The 15,585-nt window shown below is 71.0% G+C and carries 16 protein-coding genes; 11 read left to right on the top strand and 5 right to left on the bottom strand.

From position 1 onward, the window contains the following. Positions 1–37 precede the first annotated feature (37 nt). The 8 genes from M5C96_RS24755 to M5C96_RS24720 all read left to right on the top strand — a co-directional run bounded on the left by M5C96_RS24755 (position 38) and on the right by M5C96_RS24720 (position 7,170). Positions 38–1,009, top strand: a complete 972-nt coding sequence (locus tag M5C96_RS24755) for an SMP-30/gluconolactonase/LRE family protein (RefSeq protein ID WP_272569837.1) — start codon at positions 38–40, stop codon at positions 1,007–1,009. Between the two features lie 128 nt (positions 1,010–1,137). Beyond that, entirely contained in the window at positions 1,138–2,262 is a 1,125-nt protein-coding gene (gene glcE, locus M5C96_RS24750) for a glycolate oxidase subunit GlcE (protein ID WP_272565957.1), read from the top strand. Between the two features lie 4 nt (positions 2,263–2,266). Next, a complete protein-coding gene (locus M5C96_RS24745; RefSeq protein WP_272565956.1) occupies positions 2,267–3,070 on the top strand; it encodes a YoaK family protein in 804 nt (267 codons plus the stop codon). Positions 3,071–3,092: 22 nt separating this feature from the next. Next, positions 3,093–4,352 carry a glycolate oxidase subunit GlcF gene (gene glcF, locus M5C96_RS24740; protein ID WP_272565955.1) on the top strand — a complete coding sequence of 420 codons (1,260 nt, stop codon included), beginning with the start codon at positions 3,093–3,095 and terminating at the stop codon, positions 4,350–4,352. A 78-nt stretch (positions 4,353–4,430) separates the two neighbouring features. Then, the gene (locus M5C96_RS24735) at positions 4,431–5,408 is read left to right on the top strand and encodes a ProQ/FINO family protein (RefSeq protein WP_272565954.1); all 978 of its coding nucleotides are present in this window, start codon (positions 4,431–4,433) and stop codon (positions 5,406–5,408) included. Positions 5,409–5,510: 102 nt separating this feature from the next. Next, positions 5,511–5,909 carry a VOC family protein gene (locus M5C96_RS24730; RefSeq protein ID WP_272565953.1) on the top strand — a complete coding sequence of 133 codons (399 nt, stop codon included), beginning with the start codon at positions 5,511–5,513 and terminating at the stop codon, positions 5,907–5,909. A gap of 13 nt (positions 5,910–5,922) precedes the next feature. Next, entirely contained in the window at positions 5,923–6,399 is a 477-nt protein-coding gene (locus M5C96_RS24725) for a GyrI-like domain-containing protein (protein ID WP_272565952.1), read from the top strand. A gap of 66 nt (positions 6,400–6,465) precedes the next feature. Continuing rightward, the gene (locus M5C96_RS24720; RefSeq protein WP_272565951.1) at positions 6,466–7,170 is read left to right on the top strand and encodes a helix-turn-helix transcriptional regulator; all 705 of its coding nucleotides are present in this window, start codon (positions 6,466–6,468) and stop codon (positions 7,168–7,170) included. A gap of 51 nt (positions 7,171–7,221) precedes the next feature. Here the strand turns inward: M5C96_RS24720 and M5C96_RS24715 are convergent, their stop codons facing one another. Then, the gene (locus M5C96_RS24715) at positions 7,222–8,808 is read right to left on the bottom strand and encodes a hypothetical protein (protein ID WP_272565950.1); all 1,587 of its coding nucleotides are present in this window, start codon (positions 8,806–8,808) and stop codon (positions 7,222–7,224) included. A gap of 671 nt (positions 8,809–9,479) precedes the next feature. Here M5C96_RS24715 and M5C96_RS24710 point away from each other — a divergent pair. The 3 genes from M5C96_RS24710 to M5C96_RS24700 all read left to right on the top strand — a co-directional run bounded on the left by M5C96_RS24710 (position 9,480) and on the right by M5C96_RS24700 (position 11,337). Then, positions 9,480–10,184 (top strand): hypothetical protein, encoded by a 705-nt coding sequence (locus tag M5C96_RS24710; protein WP_272565948.1) that lies wholly within the window; start codon positions 9,480–9,482, stop codon positions 10,182–10,184. Between the two features lie 14 nt (positions 10,185–10,198). Continuing rightward, positions 10,199–10,666 (top strand): hypothetical protein, encoded by a 468-nt coding sequence (locus M5C96_RS24705; RefSeq protein WP_272565946.1) that lies wholly within the window; start codon positions 10,199–10,201, stop codon positions 10,664–10,666. Between the two features lie 80 nt (positions 10,667–10,746). Then, positions 10,747–11,337: a hypothetical protein gene (locus M5C96_RS24700; RefSeq protein ID WP_272565945.1), complete on the top strand. Its 591-nt coding sequence runs from the start codon at positions 10,747–10,749 to the stop codon at positions 11,335–11,337. A 7-nt stretch (positions 11,338–11,344) separates the two neighbouring features. Here M5C96_RS24700 and M5C96_RS24695 read toward each other — a convergent pair whose 3' ends face one another. From M5C96_RS24695 to lplT, 4 genes are all read right to left on the bottom strand, one after another. After that, positions 11,345–11,830 carry a glutathione peroxidase gene (locus tag M5C96_RS24695; RefSeq protein ID WP_272565943.1) on the bottom strand — a complete coding sequence of 162 codons (486 nt, stop codon included), beginning with the start codon at positions 11,828–11,830 and terminating at the stop codon, positions 11,345–11,347. Positions 11,831–11,898: 68 nt separating this feature from the next. After that, entirely contained in the window at positions 11,899–12,912 is a 1,014-nt protein-coding gene (gene dctP, locus M5C96_RS24690; protein ID WP_272565942.1) for a TRAP transporter substrate-binding protein DctP, read from the bottom strand. 202 nt (positions 12,913–13,114) lie between these two features. Then, positions 13,115–13,987, bottom strand: a complete 873-nt coding sequence (locus M5C96_RS24685; protein ID WP_272565939.1) for a DMT family transporter — start codon at positions 13,985–13,987, stop codon at positions 13,115–13,117. 202 nt (positions 13,988–14,189) lie between these two features. Then, on the bottom strand, positions 14,190–15,470 hold the full coding sequence (lplT, locus tag M5C96_RS24680; protein ID WP_272565936.1) for a lysophospholipid transporter LplT: 1,281 nt from the start codon (positions 15,468–15,470) through the stop codon (positions 14,190–14,192). Positions 15,471–15,585: the final 115 nt, after the last annotated feature.

Raw genomic sequence — 15,585 nt, 5'->3', positions numbered from 1 at the left:
CCCCTTCCACCGCCTTCCCAGGAGACCTCCCATGCCCATGGACTGGCGTCCCGCCACTTCCGAGCCCGACCAGTTGGGCGAATCGCCTTTCTGGCACCCCGTCGAATCGCGCCTGTACTGGGTGGACATCGCCGGCCGCGCGCTGTGCCGGCTGCACCCGGCCTCGGGCCGGGCCGAGCGCTGGGCCATGCCGTCCGAGCCCGGCTGCATCGCGCCCGCGCGCACCGCGGGCCAGCCCAGCGGCCTGGTGATCGCCCTGCGCGACACCCTTTACCGCGCCAAGGACTGGGGCGGCCCCCTGGTGCCGGTGGCCCGGCTGCCGATCGATCCGGCCACGCAGCGGGCCAACGACGGCAAGTGCGACGCGCTGGGCCGCTTCTGGGTGGGCACCATGCACGAGCCCGCCGCGGGCCCCCGCCAGCCGGTGGCCGCGCTGTACTGCGTGGACGGGCGCGGCGACGGGGCGCCCCGCGTGCGCTGGATGCTGGACGGGGTGGCCACGGCCAACGGCCTGGCTTGGTCCCCCGATGGCGGCACGCTGTACTGGGTCGATACCCCCTCGCACACCATCCGGGCCTGGGCGTGCGATGCCTCGGGCGAGCCCGTGGGCGCGCCGCGCGTGCTGCATGCCTTTGCGCCCAAGCCCGATGGCTGGAAGCCCGGCCAGCCGGGCTACGGCGGCCGGCCCGACGGCGCGGCGGTGGATGCCGAGGGCCACTACTGGTGCGCCATGTACGAGGGCGGCCGCGTGCTGCGGCTGTCGCCCGGCGGCGAGATCGTGGCCGACCTCCCCGTGCCCGCGCAGTGCCCCACCATGCCCTGCCTGGGCGGCGACGGGCAGGCAGGCGCCACGCTGTTCGTCACTTCGGCCCGCCAGGGGCGCCCGGCCGACGAACTGGCGCGCGAGCCGCATTCGGGCCACCTGCTGGTCGCCGGCGAGCGCCTGCCGGTGGCCGGGCGGCCGGTGAACTGGTACGAAGAGGGGCAGTTGCCCGCAGGCCTCGCCTGAGCACTGGGGCGCCGCGCCGGATGGCCTGCAGCCGGGACGGTGGATTCACGCCCGGCGTTCAAAAAATTCACGGCCGGCCGAGCCCTGCCGGCACCCGTTGGCGAAGGGGGGCCGGTACGATCCACGCCATGGACTCCGCCCTCCGCCAGATCATCGACCGCGTGCGCGACAGCGTCCAGCGCCAGGCCCCCGTGTGCATCCGCGGTGGTGGCACCAAGGACTTCCACGGCGGCGCCGTGCTGCAGGGCGAGTGCCTGGACACCACGGCCCTGTCGGGCATCGTGAACCACGAGCCGAGCGAGCTGGTCGCCACCGTGCGCGCCGGCACGCCGCTGGCCGAGCTGGAGGCCGCGCTGGCGGCCCACGGCCAGTGCCTGCCCTTCGAGCCGCCGCATTTCGGCCCGGGCGCGACCGTGGGCGGCATGGTGGCCGCCGGCCTGTCGGGGCCCGCGCGCGCCAGCGTGGGCGCGGTGCGTGACTACGTGCTGGGGCTGGAGCTGGTCAACGGCCGGGCCGAGCTGCTGCGCTTCGGCGGCCAGGTGATGAAGAACGTGGCGGGCTACGACGTCTCGCGCCTCATGGTGGGCGCCTGGGGCACGCTGGGCGTGCTCACCGAGGTCAGCCTGAAGGTGCTGCCCGTGCCGCCGGCCGAGGCCACCCTGCGCTTCGATGCCAACCCCGCAGACGCGCTGCGCCGGCTGCAGGCCTGGGGCGGGCAGCCGCTGCCCCTGAACGCCAGCCGCTGGGAAGGCGGTCCCGGGGGCACGGGCACGATGTGGGTGCGGCTGCGTGGGGCCGTGGCCGCCGTCGAGGCCGCCTGCCGCAGCATGGGGGGCGAGCGCCTGGACACCGCCGCTGCGGCGCCCGCCTGGCAGGCCTGCCGCGAGCAGACCCTGCCGTGGTTCGCCGCCCGGGCCGAGCGACCGGACCTGGCCCTGTGGCGCCTGTCGGTGCCTGCCGCCGCGCCGGTGCTGGCGCTGCCCGCCGGTGTGGCGGCGCCGCTGATCGAATGGCACGGCGCCCTGCGATGGGTGCAGGCCCCGCCGGACGCGGGCGCGGCGCTGCACGAGGCGGCGCAGGCCGTGGGCGGGAGTGCTTCTCTTTTTGTAGCAGACCAGGCAATCGGTACTAGGGCATCGGGCCATTTCGATCCGGTGTTGCCCGGCACGCTGGCACAGATCCATGCGCGGCTGCAGCAGGCGTTCGATCCGGCGGGCATCTTCAACCCCGGCCGGATGGGCCCGGGGCGGTAGCGCCATGCGGCTGCTGCGGCACCTCACCGGCCGGCACCGGACCCCGTCCACCAACCGGCTGCTCGGCCTGCTGCTGGCCTTCAACGCCGGGGCGGTGAACGCGGGCGGTTTTCTGGTGGTGCACCGGTACACCTCGCACATGACGGGGTTCCTGTCGATGGTGGCCGACAACCTGGTGCTGGGCAACATGGCGCTGGTGCTGGGCGCGGTGGGCACGCTGTGGGCCTTCATGTCGGGCGCGGGCACCACGGCCATCCTGGTCAACTGGGCGCGCCACCACCGGCTGCGCAGCGGCTTCGCGCTGCCGCTGCTGCTGGAGGCCGTGCTGCTGCTGGTCTTCGGGCTGCTGGGCGCCATCACGCTGGAATGGCGCACGCCGTTTTCCGTGCCGCTCACCGTGCTGCTGCTGGCCTTTTTGATGGGGCTGCAGAACGCGGTGGTCACCAAGATGTCCTCGGCGCAGATCCGCACCACGCACATGACCGGCGTGGCGACCGACCTGGGCATCGAGATCGGCAAGATGCTGTACTGGAACCGCAACGGCACGCCGCCCGAGGCGCAGGTGCACGCCAACCAGTCGCGGCTGCGGCTGTTCGCCAGCCTGCTGGCCATGTTCACCGTGGGGGGCATCGTGGGCGCGGCCGGGTTCAAGCACGTGGGTTTCATCTGGGTCGTGCCGCTGGCCGCCATCCTGCTGGGCCTGTCGCTGCCGCCGCTGGCGGCCGATTTCGAACACTTGGCCCGGCTCTGGCGCGCCCGCCGCGCGCTGGCCCAGCGCGCGCCGCACGCCGAGCCCCCGGGCCCCTGACACCCCACCGCCGAGACACGCCATGCAAACCACGCTCGCCCCCGAATTCCTGGGCACGCCCGAAGGGCAGGAGGCCGAAGCCATCCTGCGCAAGTGCGTGCATTGCGGCTTTTGCACCGCCACCTGCCCCACCTACCAGCTGCTGGGCGACGAGCTGGACGGCCCGCGCGGGCGCATCTACCTCATCAAGCAGGTGCTGGAGGGCGAGCAGCCTACGCGCAAGACGCAGCTGCACCTGGACCGCTGCCTGACCTGCCGCAACTGCGAGACCACCTGCCCGAGCGGCGTGCAGTACGGCCACCTGGTGGACATCGGCCGCAAGATCGTGGACGAGAAGGTGCCGCGCCCGCTGGGCGAGCGCGCCCTGCGCTGGGCGCTCAAGGAGGGCCTGCCGTCGCCCTGGTTCGGCCCGGCCATGAAGGCGGGGCAGGCCGTGCGCGGGCTGCTGCCCGAGGGCCTGCGCGCCAAGGTGCCGGCGCCGCGCGACGCCGGGGCGTGGCCCGGGCGCGAGCACGCGCGCAAGGTGCTCCTGCTGGCCGGCTGCGTGCAGCCCGCCATGGCGCCCAACATCAACGCCGCCACGGCGCGCGTGCTCGATGCGGCGGGCATCCAGACCGTCGTCGCGCCGCAGGCCGGCTGCTGCGGCGCGGTGCGGTTCCATCTGAACGACCAGGCGGGCGGCAAGGCGCAGATGCGCGCCAACATCGATGCGTGGTGGCCGTTCGTGGAGCAGGGCGGTGTCGAGGCCATCGTCATGAATGCCTCGGGCTGCGGCGTCACCGTCAAGGACTACGGCCACCTGCTGCGGGACGACCCGGCCTATGCCGAGCGCGCCGCGCGCATCAGCGCGCTGACGCAGGACCTGTCCGAGTGGCTGCCCGAGCTGCTGGCCGGGCTGGCCGGCACGCTGCGCGGCCGCGTGGTGCCGCCCGACACGCTGTTCGCCTACCACCCGCCGTGCACCCTGCAGCACGGCCAGAAGCTGCGTGGCGGCGTCGAGACGCACCTGAGCGCCCTGGGCTTTCGGGTGCGGGTGGCGCGCACCGAGGCGCACCTGTGCTGCGGCTCGGCCGGCACCTACTCGGTGCTGCAGCCGGAGCTGGCCTATCCGCTGCGCGACCGCAAGCTCGCGGCGCTGGGCGAGGCGTTCGGCGAGCCGCCGCCCGGGGCCATCCTGTCGGCCAACATCGGCTGCATCACCCACCTGCAAAGCGGCACGGCGCTGCCGGTGCGCCACTGGGTGGAAGTGCTCGACGAGGCGCTGTCGCCTGCCGCGCGCTGACCCTGCCGGTCCCGAGGCTGGCATGATGGTGGGTTTTGACCGCCGCGCTGACGCGCACCAACCGCGTTTTCCTCTGCCATGACCGACTCCGTGACCGCACAAGAACAACAGAACCACGTCCCCGCGCCGGCCTCCACCTCGGCGGCCGTGACCGACGCTTCCAGCGCACCGGTGGTGACCGACGCCGCTGCCGCCACGGCATCGCCCGCGGCCGATGGCCCGCAGGCGGGTGAAGGGCCGCAGGAGGCCGCGCCGCGCGCCGACCGCCCCGCCTCGCGCCGCGGCGGCCGCAACCGCCGCAAGCCCGGCAGTGCCCCGGTCGCCGAAGGCGCCGCGCCCGCAGCGCAGGCCGCGCCCCGCAACGGCAAGGGCGCCGGCCCGCAAGGCTCGCAAGGCCCGCGCCGCACGCATCCCGCGCTGGAGCAACTGGCCGCGTTGTACCCGCACCTGTTCGGCGCGCAGTTCCTGCCGCTCAAGCGCGGCATCTTCCAGGACCTGCAGGCCGCCCACCCCGATCTGTTCGAGCGCGATGCGCTCAAGCTCGCCCTGGGCATCCACACCCGCTCCACGCGCTACCTGCAGGTGGTGGCCGAAGGCCGCCAGCGCCACGACCTGCAGGGCCATGCCGTGGAGGCCATGGCCCCCGAGCATGTGCACCATGCGCTGCTGGAAGTGTTCCGCCGCCGCAAGCCCCGCGACGGCGAGGACATGACCGCCAAGCTGCGCCGCCGCATCGCGCAGGCCTACGAGGCCTCGGGCCTTACCCGCGAGGCGTACGACGCGCTGGTGCGGGGCCGCGACGAGGCCGCCAATGCCCTGCTCGACGAAGCCTTCGCCGAAGTGGCCGAGCGCGACGCCAAGGCCGAGGCGCTGCTGCGTGCCTTCGAGGCCAGCGGCAGCACGGTGGCGCAGTTCGCCGACATGTACGGCATGGACCCGCGCACGGCCGAACGCTCGCTGCACCGCGCGCGCCAGCTGCGCGCCGCGCCGGTGGCGGCTCCTGCCGCACCGGCCGCCGACGCGCCGTCCGAACCCCCGGCCGAGCCCGCCGCCTGAGCCCGCGCGGCCGGGCCGGCGCAGCCTCCTGACACGACGCTGTCAGGAGGGCCCCCGCACCATGGCGTCCTTCGCAACAACGACCGAAAGGACCTTTCCGCCATGACCTCTTCTGCCCCCGCTTCTTCCGTTTCCGCCATCAGCTGGTTCAAGATCCCCTGCGCCGACCTCGGCCGCGCCCAGGCCTTCTACGAACAGGTGCTGGGCCGGCCCATGCAACGCCAGACGATGGGCGGCGATCCGCTGGCCGTCTTCGCCTACGACCGGCCGGCCACCGGCGGCTGCCTCATCGAAGGCCCGAGCCGCCGCGTGGCGCCCGATGCCGGCACGCGCATCTACCTCGACTGCGCCCCGGGCCTGGACGCTGCTGTCGACCGCATCGCCCCGGCGGGCGGGCGCGTGATCGATGCCTGCATCGAGCTGCCGAACGGCATCGGCTTCATCGCGCACCTGTGCGACACCGAGGGCAACACCGTCGGCCTGCACGCCATGGCGCGCTGAAGGGGCGAGCCGCATGTCCCCCACCCTGGAAACCTTCGGCGCCTTCACCGTCGCCGGCATAACCACGCGCACCTGCAACCGCCAGGAGCGCGACCCTGCCCAGGCCCGCATCGGCCCGCTGTGGCAGCGGTTCGCCGCCGAGGGCGTGGCCCAGCGGTTGCAGCAGCCCGGCCTGGCGCCGCCCCGCGTGGTGGGCGTGTACAGCCGGTATGCGTCCGACCACGAGGGCGAATTCGACGTGCTCGCGGGCGTGGCCCTGGACGGCGCCGGTGCCGCGCCCGCGCCCGGCCTAGAGCGCGTGCAGGTGCCGGCCGGCACCTACCTCGTGTTCCGCCGGCAGGGCGCGCTGCCGCAGGCCGTGATCGACACCTGGGGTGCGGTGTGGGCGCACTTCGGGCAGCACCCCGTGCCGCTCCGCCGCTTCGACGTCGATTTCGAAGCCTACGAAGGCCCCGACCAGGTTGCCGTCTGCATCGGCGTGCAGGGCTGACGCGCCCTGTGCGGGGCAGGGCACAATCCTCGCCCACGCCCCGATCCTGCCCCGATTGCCTCACCCATGCGCCGCGCCGACCGCCTGTTCCAGATCGTCCAGCTCATCCGGGGCCGGCGCCTGTCCACGGCCGACTTCCTGGCGAAGCGGCTGGAGGTCTCGGCGCGCACCATCTACCGCGACGTGGCCGACCTGCAGCATCAGGGCGTGCCCATCGAGGGCGAGGCCGGCGTGGGCTACCGCCTGGGCGCGGGCTTCGACCTGCCGCCGCTCATGTTCAGCCAGGGCGAGGCCAATGCGCTGGTCGCCGCCGCCCGGCTGGCGCAGTCCTGGCTGGACACCGGCCTGGCCGGCGAGGTGGAAAGCGCCCTGGGCAAGATCCTCTCGGTGCTGCCGCCCGCGGCGCGCGCGGCCGCCGAGGCGCAGGCGCTCTATGCCCCGGCCGTGGCGGTGGACCCGCGCACCCAGGCCCTGCTGCGCCCGCTGCGCGAGGCCGTGCAGTCCCGCCATGTGGTGCGGCTGCACTATGCCGACGAACAGGGGCGCCCCAGCGAGCGCCGGGTGCGGCCGCTGGGGTGCTTTTACTGGGGCAAGGTCTGGACGCTGTCCACCTGGTGCGAGCTGCGCGATGACTTTCGCGGCTTTCGCGTGGACCGGATCGTCTCGCTCGACGTGCTGGACGAGCGCTTCACCGTGGAGCCCGGCCGCTCGCTGGCCGACATGCTGCGCCACGTGTGGGGCCGCCCCGGGGTCGGGCCCGGCGGCGGCTGAGGGCCGCCCGCCGGCAGGCCCTGCGGCGGCCCTTGGCCGCCCCGGCGGCTGTCAGCGCGGCAGTTCCAGCTCGGGCGGGGTGCACAGGCGCCCGTTCCAGCAGGCCCCCAGGACCAGGGTCCGGGCGCCCGACGCGCTTTGCATCAGGCCGCGCAGCAGGCCGTTGCGGTCCACCGTGAACTGCTCGGCTCGGTAGGCCTCGCTCGTGGTGCCGCTGGGGGCCGTGCAGGTGCGCGTGCCTTCCGAGTCCAGGCCCTCGCCCGACAGGCGGTAGGTGCCGCGGTACTCGCAGGCCGTCAGCAGGTCCGCGGTCCGCGTGTCCATGCGAAAGATGCCGTCGCGCACCACCATGTCGATGCTGGTGGCGGTCGGGGTGGGTGACCAGAACGGATACACCTGGGCGGAGAAGGCCTTGTTGAAACGCACCAGATGGTCTCCGTAGCGGAAGCGCGAAATGCGGCGTGGCGTGTCGAAGGGCAGCGTGATGGTCGCGGTCGTGGGGCTGTCGAACACGATTGTCGCCGCACCCATGGTCGAGGCCACCTCCGCGGGGCGGATGGCGCCACCGATCACCGGGCCGTTGCGGAATTCGGTCAAGGGCACCGTGAACTGGGCATTGGTGTCGCGGTTCGCGGTGCTGCCCTGCATGAACAGCGAAGAGCCGTCGGTGCGGTAGCCCAGGTAGGACAGGACCAGCGCGCGGCTGCCGTTCTGGGTGTCGATCTGCAGGCTGCGGCCCGGTCGGCCATTCAACTCGCCGTCGAAGGCCCAGATGCCGGGCTGCACCACGATGTCGGATGGCGAAGCGCCCCATGCGCAGGTGCCCGGGCTGCCGAGAATGACGGCGCCCGCATGGCAGGCGCCCATGAAGAAGGATTCGATCCCATCCTTGCGCAGCGTGCCGGTGGCCAGGCCATAAGCGTCGACGGCGAACTGCTCGATCCGGTACGGACTGCGCTGCTGGGTGCCGGAGGGGGCCACGCAACTGGCGGTGCCGTCGGACTCGATGCCCTGTCCGCGCTTTTGGTAAGTGCCCGAGTAGGAGCACAGGCGGCCGTCGGACGTGGTCAGCTGGCTCATCAGAAAATTGCCGTCGCGCAGTTCGACGCGGTAGGAGGCGGCGGGCGTCGTTGACAGGCGGGTGGAATAGGTCTGCAGGGTGTATTGCGTGCCGCTGGTCGGGACTCCATACGTGAAGCGCGAGATGCGGCGCGTCACGTCGCCCGGCAGCGTGACGGTGCCGGAGGTGGGCGAGTCGAAGGCCAGCTGGATCTCGCCCGGGCTGCCCGCCACTTCGCCGTTGCCCGCACCGCCGCCGATCACGGGCGGCCCGTTGCGGAACTCCTGCAGCGGGCCCCGGAAGGCCGAGCTGTCGCCGCCGCGCAGGCCGCTGGCCTGCAGGAACACGGACGACCCGTCGGCGCGGTAGCCCAGGTAGGACACGATGAGGGCGCGGCCCTGCTCGGTATCGATCTGCAGGCTGCGCCCGGGCTGGCCGTTCAACTCGCCGTCGAAGGCCCACAGGCCCGGTTCCGGCTCGGCATTGGGTGGGGTGGTGGTCTGCGCCCAGGCCGAAGAGGCCAGGATCAGGCCCCCGGCGCAGAGCGCGAGTGTCTTGGTCATTGCGAAGCGGGACATGCGGGAAGTTCCTCCTTGGATTGGAATCAGGGTGCCTTGGCCTGCAACCGGCCCGACGCGAAATGCCTGCCAGCCCCGTCGAGGCGGGCGGCAGTTCTGCGAAAAAAAGCGGGATCCGGCTGGCTGATGCCATTCGCGACCCTGCCGGGGAAAGGCGGTCCGGCGCCCTCATCACCCGGTTTTGGATTTGCTCCTGTTTTTGTAGCGATATGCCCTAGAAAATCATGCGCTGCAGGCCTTTTTCTCCAAAAAAAGTCCGTATCCCCCCACCTTCAGCGTGATCTTCACCGCCGCAGGACAAGGCATGTGAAAAGTTCCTTCCGGCATATGGAATGGGGGCCGAAGACCCGTAATAGATACAAATCCAACGGGCCTGCCAATCCCCCCCTATGGTGGGGTGTGGGCTTTGACAAGCCCGCCCGGCGGGGCGAAAGACGCTGTGGCGCGGGGTTGCGCCCCTCGGTCGATCCGACACTTTCCTACGTATTGAAACCTCTTTGACCGATGGTTTCGCCCGATCGCCGCTCAGGCGGTTACTTTCGGCGCGTGCATGCCGCCATGCACCGGTGCGAAAAAAACCCAAGCCTCCCGACGCGGCCCCTGCTGCGCGCGGCCGGCGGCCACAACGCAAAACAGCGCCGTTTCCCATCCAGACGAGGAGACCACAACGCATGCAGAACGACGATCCGAAAGACCGTGCCGCCTTCGACTCGGCTATCCAGGCCCTGAAGGCGGAGATCGCCAACGCCGGGGCCCACCTCTCGCTGGATGCCTCGGCCCGGCTGGCCTATACCCGGCAGATCCAGGCCATGGCCAACGACCTGCAGTTCGAGGCGATGAGCGGCCGCATCACCTGGGCCCAGGCGGCCGAGCAGGCCCAGGTGGCGCGCAACACCATCATGGAGATCATCCGCGGGCGCAGCACGCCCATCGGGCGCGCCATGGCGCAGAGCCTGAAGGCCGAGGGCCGGACGCTCAACGAGCTCATCGCCCGCAAGGCCCAGCAGATCCACGGGCCCACCGTGCAGTTCGACCGGCTCACGGCGGCGCAGCAGAACGCGGTGTACGGCGAGATCGTCCAGTCCGCCGGCCGTTCCAACCCCAAGGTCACGCAGACCATGCGCGGCCTGTCGCGCGCGGGCCGGGGGCTGATCGTGCTGTCCATCGCCCTGTCGGTTTACAACGTGGCGACGGCCGACGACAAGACCGCCGCAGCGGGCAAGGAACTCGCCGTGGCCGGGGCGGGGATCGGCGGCGGCATCGCCGGGGGCGCGCTGGCGGGCCTGGCTTGCGGGCCCGGCGCGCCGGTGTGCGTGACCATCGGGGCGTTCGTGGGCGGCGCGCTGGCGGCTTTCGGCGTGGATTTCCTGTGGTGAGCGGCGGGCCGGCGATGCGCATCCTCACCCCCGCCGACATTTCCCTGGCACCCCTGCCCGCCGAGGGCGGCGAGGCCCCGATGCAAAGCCGGGTCGTGCAGGGCGGTCTGCCCCTGCAGGCCCGCGTGGACGGGCTGGTGCTGGAGGCGGCCTTCGAGTGCCGGGGCTTTCACCTGCTGTTCACCACCGACGATGTGCCGCAGGAAGACCTGCTGCACATCACGCTGTTCGATGGCCAGTGGCAGCCGCTGGACGCCGCCACCATCGGCGGGGCCTACACCACCGGGCGTTTTTCTCTGATCGGGCTGGAGGGCGAGCACACCGTGCGGTTCCGCTTCATCGGCGACACCGACTGGAGCGTGGAGATTTTGCCCAGCCCGGGCTTTCGCATGCCGCTGGTCTCGGAGCCCCGGGGCGTCACGCGGGCGCTGGGGTTCTCCAGGCACTTCGTGGTGCGCGGCGATCCGCAGCCGCAGCGCTGAAAGCGGTCAAGGGGGGCATTGCCCTGCGCGCATCCGTTCGTCGAATCCCTGCAGGCTAAGATTTCCTGCGGAGGAGAACCATGTTGCTCAAAAACCTGTCCGCCAGTGCCGCGGACTTCGTCAATACCGTCTGGCCTGCCATTCAGCATTACCCGCTGGTGGGCGGCGGCAAGATCCGGCCGGTTGAGGCCAATGCGGCGCGCGACTTCAAGGACGAACTCGATCTTTTGGCGGGCATTGATGCCTGGCAAGTGATGAACCAGCCCGGAGCGATACGGGGTCTGGCAAGCCGTGTGCAGTGGACCGAGGAAAACCACCGCAGCTTCACCATCCGTTATGCCCGCCCGTCGGGTGCGGAGACCGAATACCAGAAGCGGCTGATGGCGCTCAATGCTCGGCAGGAGGGCTATGTGTTCCCGCACCTCACGGTGCAGGCTTTCTTGTCCGGCCAGGGGGGCCGCCTTCGCTCGGCGGCCGTCGTCAAGACGGAAGATCTGATCCGCGCCGCGCAGTTCATCGTCACCAATGCCAAAGCCCCGCGCCCCGCTTTCTACGGCATGGTTCCGCAACCGGACGGCGGGCAGTTCCTGTACCTGAAGTGGGACTACCTGGCCTACAAGAAGGTGCCGATGGAGATCATCGATCTCGAAAAGCCCGTGGCCGCCGTGTAGGCCAGGCTCAGCGCTTGAGGGCGGCCTCGATGTCGCCCGCCATGGACTGCGGCGTGTCCCGCGGTCCGTAGCGGCGCAGCACCTGCCCGTCCCGGCCGATGAGGAACTTGGTGAAGTTCCACTTGATCGCCTGGGTGCCCAGCAGGCCCGGGGCCTCGGCCTTGAGCCAGCGGTACAGCGGGTCGGCGTCGGCGCCGTTCACGTCGATCTTGGCCATCATCGGAAAGCTCACGCCGTAGTTGAGCTGGCAGAAGCTGGCGATCTCGTCGTTGCTGCCCGGGTCCTGGCGGCCGAACTGGTTGCAGGGAAACCCCAGCACGGCCAGCCCCTGGGGGCCGTATTGCTGGTGCAGGGCCTCCAGCCCGGCGAACTGCGGCGTGAAGCCGCAGGCGCTCGCCGTGTTGACGATGAGCAGCAGCTGCCCCGCGTACTGCCGCAGGGGCACGGTCTGGCCGTTCATCTGCCGGGCCTCGAAGTCGTAGACGCTGGTCATGGCGGGCATCCCTTGCAAGAAAGGTGGATGGATCGGATCGATCGGGCGCCGCCACGCCGGCAGGGGGTTCACCGGGTCTTGGCGGCGGCAGCGGCATTCTCGCCGGAGAAGTACGGAATCATCATGCGGTTGCCGTCGGCGCCGGTGTCGCGGATGTATTCGAGCGAGAACTGCTCGCCCAGGCGCCGCAGCTCGCGGCGCAGCTCGAAGTCGGGCGTCTCCACCTTGATGCCGTTGCGCGCCAGCTCGGCGATGGAGGCGGTGGACGCGGCGCTGCTCGCGTTCCACCCCCGCACCTGGGCCTGGGCGGCGGCCTCCTCGACGATCTTGCGCGTGCCTTCGGGCAGGGCCAGCCACTGGGCCTTGTTGACCAGCACCAGGTTCTTCGGGTACCAGGCATGCACGTTGTAGAAGTACTTGATGGGCAGCTCCCATACCTTGTTCTCCACCCCGGTGACGGGGGAGGTGAACAGCGTGTCGATCTGCCGGTCCAGCACGGCCTGGTTGATGCCCTTGGTGGGCACGTCCACCGGCGTGGCGCCCATCAGCTGGGCGATGCGCACGGTGCTGGGGCTGTAGCTGCGCATCCTGGCGCCGCGCAGGTCGCTCACGTGGCGGATGGACCGCATGGTGAACAGACCCTGGGCCGGCCAGGGCACGGCGTACAGCGGCACCAGGCCCTGCCGGTCCAGTGCCTCCTGCAGCACGGGGCGCTGCGCCTTCCACAGCCGCAGCGCGTCGTCGTAGCTGTCCACGATGAAGGGAATGGCGTCGGCCCCGGCCAGCTTGGTGTCGGCCGCCAGCGAGCTGAGCAGCACCTCGCCCGCCGCGATCTTGCCGGCGCGCACCTGGCCGGCGATCTCGGACAGCCGGGCCACGCTGTTGTCGGGGCGCACGTCGATCACCAGCGCGCCCTTCGTGCGGTCGTTCACCTCCTGGGCGAACTGCTGCAGGTTGACGGTGTGGAACACCTCGGGCAGGTAGCCCGTGGCGAGGGTCCACTTTGCCTGCGCCGACGCGGCGCCGGGCAGCGCCAAAGAACCGAGCGCCATGAAGAGCGCGCACCATGAACGACGTTTCATACCGAATCTCCGAAAGCGCGCAGCGCCGGCCTGCGGATGCATGACAACGGCGTACGCTGGTGGCGTAACTTGCAATGACTATACCGGCGCCCCGCGGGCACGCAAGCACCGGCCGGGAGAGCCTTGATTTCCATGGCGGCCAAGGGCGTTTGGGCCCCGGCCCTGCGGCGGGGCGGCCCCTGCGCGGCGGCCCGCCGGGCGCTCAGCGCCGCAGCGATGCGAGGAGGGCGGCGAACACGATCAGGCCCCCGCCCAGCAAGGTGCGCGGCTGCAGCTGCGCGGCCGACAGCAGCACCGACGACACGCTGGCGAACACCACCTCCGACAGCAGGATCACCGCCGTGGTGCCCGCCGCCAGCCGCGACGCCCCGTACTGCAGCGCCCCGTTGCCCAGCCACAGCGCCACCGCCAGCAGGGCGGCCGTGGCGACCCAGGTGGCGTTCACCGGGGGAAACGGCTCCACCACGCCGGCCTGCAGCCCGATGCAGGTCACCACCAGCGCCATCAGCATGCAGCCGCCGAACATGACGAACATGCGCGCCTGTCCCGGCACCGCATGCAGCCGCCGCAGCGTGACGTTGGTCAGCGCGAAGAGGAAGCCGCCCGCCAGCGCCAGCCCGTCGGCGAGCGACAGGTTCTGCAGCAGCCGGGACGGCGAGGTGCCCTCGGGCAGCAGCACCAGCACCACGCCGGTGAAGGCCAGCGCCAGCCGAAGCAGCGCCATGGGCGTGGGCCGCTCGCCCAGCACCCGCCAGGCCAGCAGCAGGCCCCAGACCGGCATCAGATAGAACAGCAAGACCACGCGCACCACGTCGCCCACGGTCACCGCCCAGTTGAAGGCCACGTTGTTCAGCCCCGAACTCAGGGCCAGCAGCCACAGCTGCGGGTGCTGGCGCACCTGTGCCCACAGGCCCGGGCGCAGCGCCAGCAGGCCGGCCAGGATGGCGCTGTACATCACGGCGGTCGCCCACAGCGGGTGCAGCCCCGCCCCGTGCATCACCCGGAACGGCCACCATGCCAGGCCCCAGACGAAGGCATTGAACAGCAGGGCGAAATAGGGCAGCGGCGATGGCATGTAGCGTCGTGGTGCGGCAGGGGTGCCTCCGCTTCGCAGTCGGATGGGCACGGAAAAAGAGGGGCCGCAGCATCGGCATGATTTTCGGCCCTCGGATGAAGGCAGTTCCATGTCCGGCTGTGGTTAAGTTGTACTTTCCATTGCGCAGGCCGGCAGACGGCCGCGCGTGGCGCCCGGGGCGCGCCGCGGCGGCCGGCGGCGGTCAGTGGTGGTGATCGTGCCGCGCCAGGTGCAGCAGGTGGTCCACCTCTTCGCGGTAGCGCACGCAGTTGTGCTGGTGCCAGCGGCGGATCAGCCACATCACCCCGGCCACCACGAGACCGAACGCGGTGATGGCGCCGAACACCGACAGCCCCATCTTGAGCGACAGGCTGTAGAACGCGCCCAGCGCCAGGATGCAGGCCTGCTCGTTGAAATTCTGCACCGCGATGGAGCGGCCCGCGCCCATGAGGTTGTGGCCCCGGTGCTGCAGCAGCGCGTTCATCGGCACCACCAGGTAGCCGCCCAGGCCGCCCAGCAGGATGAGGAAGGGAATGGCGACCCAGATGCTCTTGATGAACACCATCAGCACCAGCAGCAGGCCCATGGCGATGCCCAGTGGGATCACCTTGGTGGCCATGTCCAGCCGCATGCGCATGGAGGCCACCACCGCGCCCACGGCCGTGCCGATGGCCACCACCCCGGTGAGGGCCGAGGCCTGCGTGGTGTTGTAGGAGAGCGCGGCCGCGGCCCAGGCCAGCACGATGAACTTGAGGTTGCCGCCCGCGCCCCAGAAGAGGGTGGTGGTGGACAGCGAGATCTGGCCCAGCTTGTCGCGCCACAGGCGGTTGTTGCAGGCCCAGAAGTCCGGCAGCATCGCCAGCGGGTTGGAGGGCAGCGGGCGCATCTCCACGCCGGTGTGGGGAATTCGGGTGTTGAACCACGCGGCGACCAGGTACAGCGTGATCAGCGCGGCGATGGCGGCCTCGGCCGCGGTGTCCACGCCGGTGTCCACGAAGGGCAGGTCCACCGACAGCAGCAGGCCGGCGATGGCGGGCCCCACGAGCTGGCCGCCCAGCAGCACGCCCAGGATGATGGAGGCGATGGTCAGCCCCTCGATCCACCCGTTGGCCTTGACCAGCTGCGAGGCCGGCAGCAGCTCGGTGAGGATGCCGTACTTGGCGGGCGAGTAGGCCGCCGCGCCCAGGCCGACCACGGCGTAGGCGATCAGCGGGTGCGAGCCGAACAGCATCATGAGGCAGCCCACGACCTTGATCGCGTTGCTGAAGAACATGACCTTGCCCTTGGGCATCGCATCAGCGAAGGCGCCCACGAACGGCGCAAGCACCACGTAGAACAGCGCGAACATCGGCACGAGCGCCGCACGCTGCCATTCCGGCGACCCGTTGGTGCGCAGCAATTCCACGGCGGCCACGAAAAGTGCGTTGTCGGCCAGCGAGCTGAAAAACTGCGCCGACATGATGGTGTAGAAACCGCGCTTCATCGAATGGCTGTTGGGTGCATCAGTTCGCCTGATGCCCTGTTAAATATCGAAACCCGCTGCAAGTGACTGGCGGTTATATCACGCGGTTTCTAGAGGGCGATGCCAGAATTCCTTC

Origin of the sequence: Acidovorax sp. GBBC 1281 (assembly GCF_028473645.1) — a bacterium.
Taxonomy (GTDB): Bacteria; Pseudomonadota; Gammaproteobacteria; order Burkholderiales; family Burkholderiaceae_C; genus Paracidovorax.
The sequence above is the reverse complement of the archived record's forward strand: the minus strand, read 5'-3'. Positions and strand labels throughout refer to the sequence as shown.

Bases quoted from the DNA above. Each gene is read 5' to 3' on its own strand.
- M5C96_RS24755 (WP_272569837.1), top strand. From the start codon at position 38: ATGGACTGGCGTCCCGCCACTTCCGAGCCCGACCAGTTGGGCGAATCG.
- lplT (WP_272565936.1), bottom strand. From the start codon at position 15,470: ATGAAGCGCGGTTTCTACACCATCATGTCGGCGCAGTTTTTCAGCTCG.
- M5C96_RS24710 (WP_272565948.1), top strand. From the start codon at position 9,480: ATGCAGAACGACGATCCGAAAGACCGTGCCGCCTTCGACTCGGCTATC.
- M5C96_RS24705 (WP_272565946.1), top strand. From the start codon at position 10,199: ATGCGCATCCTCACCCCCGCCGACATTTCCCTGGCACCCCTGCCCGCC.
- M5C96_RS24685 (WP_272565939.1), bottom strand. From the start codon at position 13,987: ATGCCATCGCCGCTGCCCTATTTCGCCCTGCTGTTCAATGCCTTCGTC.
- glcF (WP_272565955.1), top strand. From the start codon at position 3,093: ATGCAAACCACGCTCGCCCCCGAATTCCTGGGCACGCCCGAAGGGCAG.
- M5C96_RS24725 (WP_272565952.1), top strand. From the start codon at position 5,923: ATGTCCCCCACCCTGGAAACCTTCGGCGCCTTCACCGTCGCCGGCATA.
- M5C96_RS24735 (WP_272565954.1), top strand. From the start codon at position 4,431: ATGACCGACTCCGTGACCGCACAAGAACAACAGAACCACGTCCCCGCG.
- dctP (WP_272565942.1), bottom strand. From the start codon at position 12,912: ATGAAACGTCGTTCATGGTGCGCGCTCTTCATGGCGCTCGGTTCTTTG.
- M5C96_RS24720 (WP_272565951.1), top strand. From the start codon at position 6,466: ATGCGCCGCGCCGACCGCCTGTTCCAGATCGTCCAGCTCATCCGGGGC.
- M5C96_RS24745 (WP_272565956.1), top strand. From the start codon at position 2,267: ATGCGGCTGCTGCGGCACCTCACCGGCCGGCACCGGACCCCGTCCACC.
- M5C96_RS24730 (WP_272565953.1), top strand. From the start codon at position 5,511: ATGACCTCTTCTGCCCCCGCTTCTTCCGTTTCCGCCATCAGCTGGTTC.
- M5C96_RS24695 (WP_272565943.1), bottom strand. From the start codon at position 11,830: ATGACCAGCGTCTACGACTTCGAGGCCCGGCAGATGAACGGCCAGACC.
- M5C96_RS24715 (WP_272565950.1), bottom strand. From the start codon at position 8,808: ATGTCCCGCTTCGCAATGACCAAGACACTCGCGCTCTGCGCCGGGGGC.
- glcE (WP_272565957.1), top strand. From the start codon at position 1,138: ATGGACTCCGCCCTCCGCCAGATCATCGACCGCGTGCGCGACAGCGTC.
- M5C96_RS24700 (WP_272565945.1), top strand. From the start codon at position 10,747: ATGTTGCTCAAAAACCTGTCCGCCAGTGCCGCGGACTTCGTCAATACC.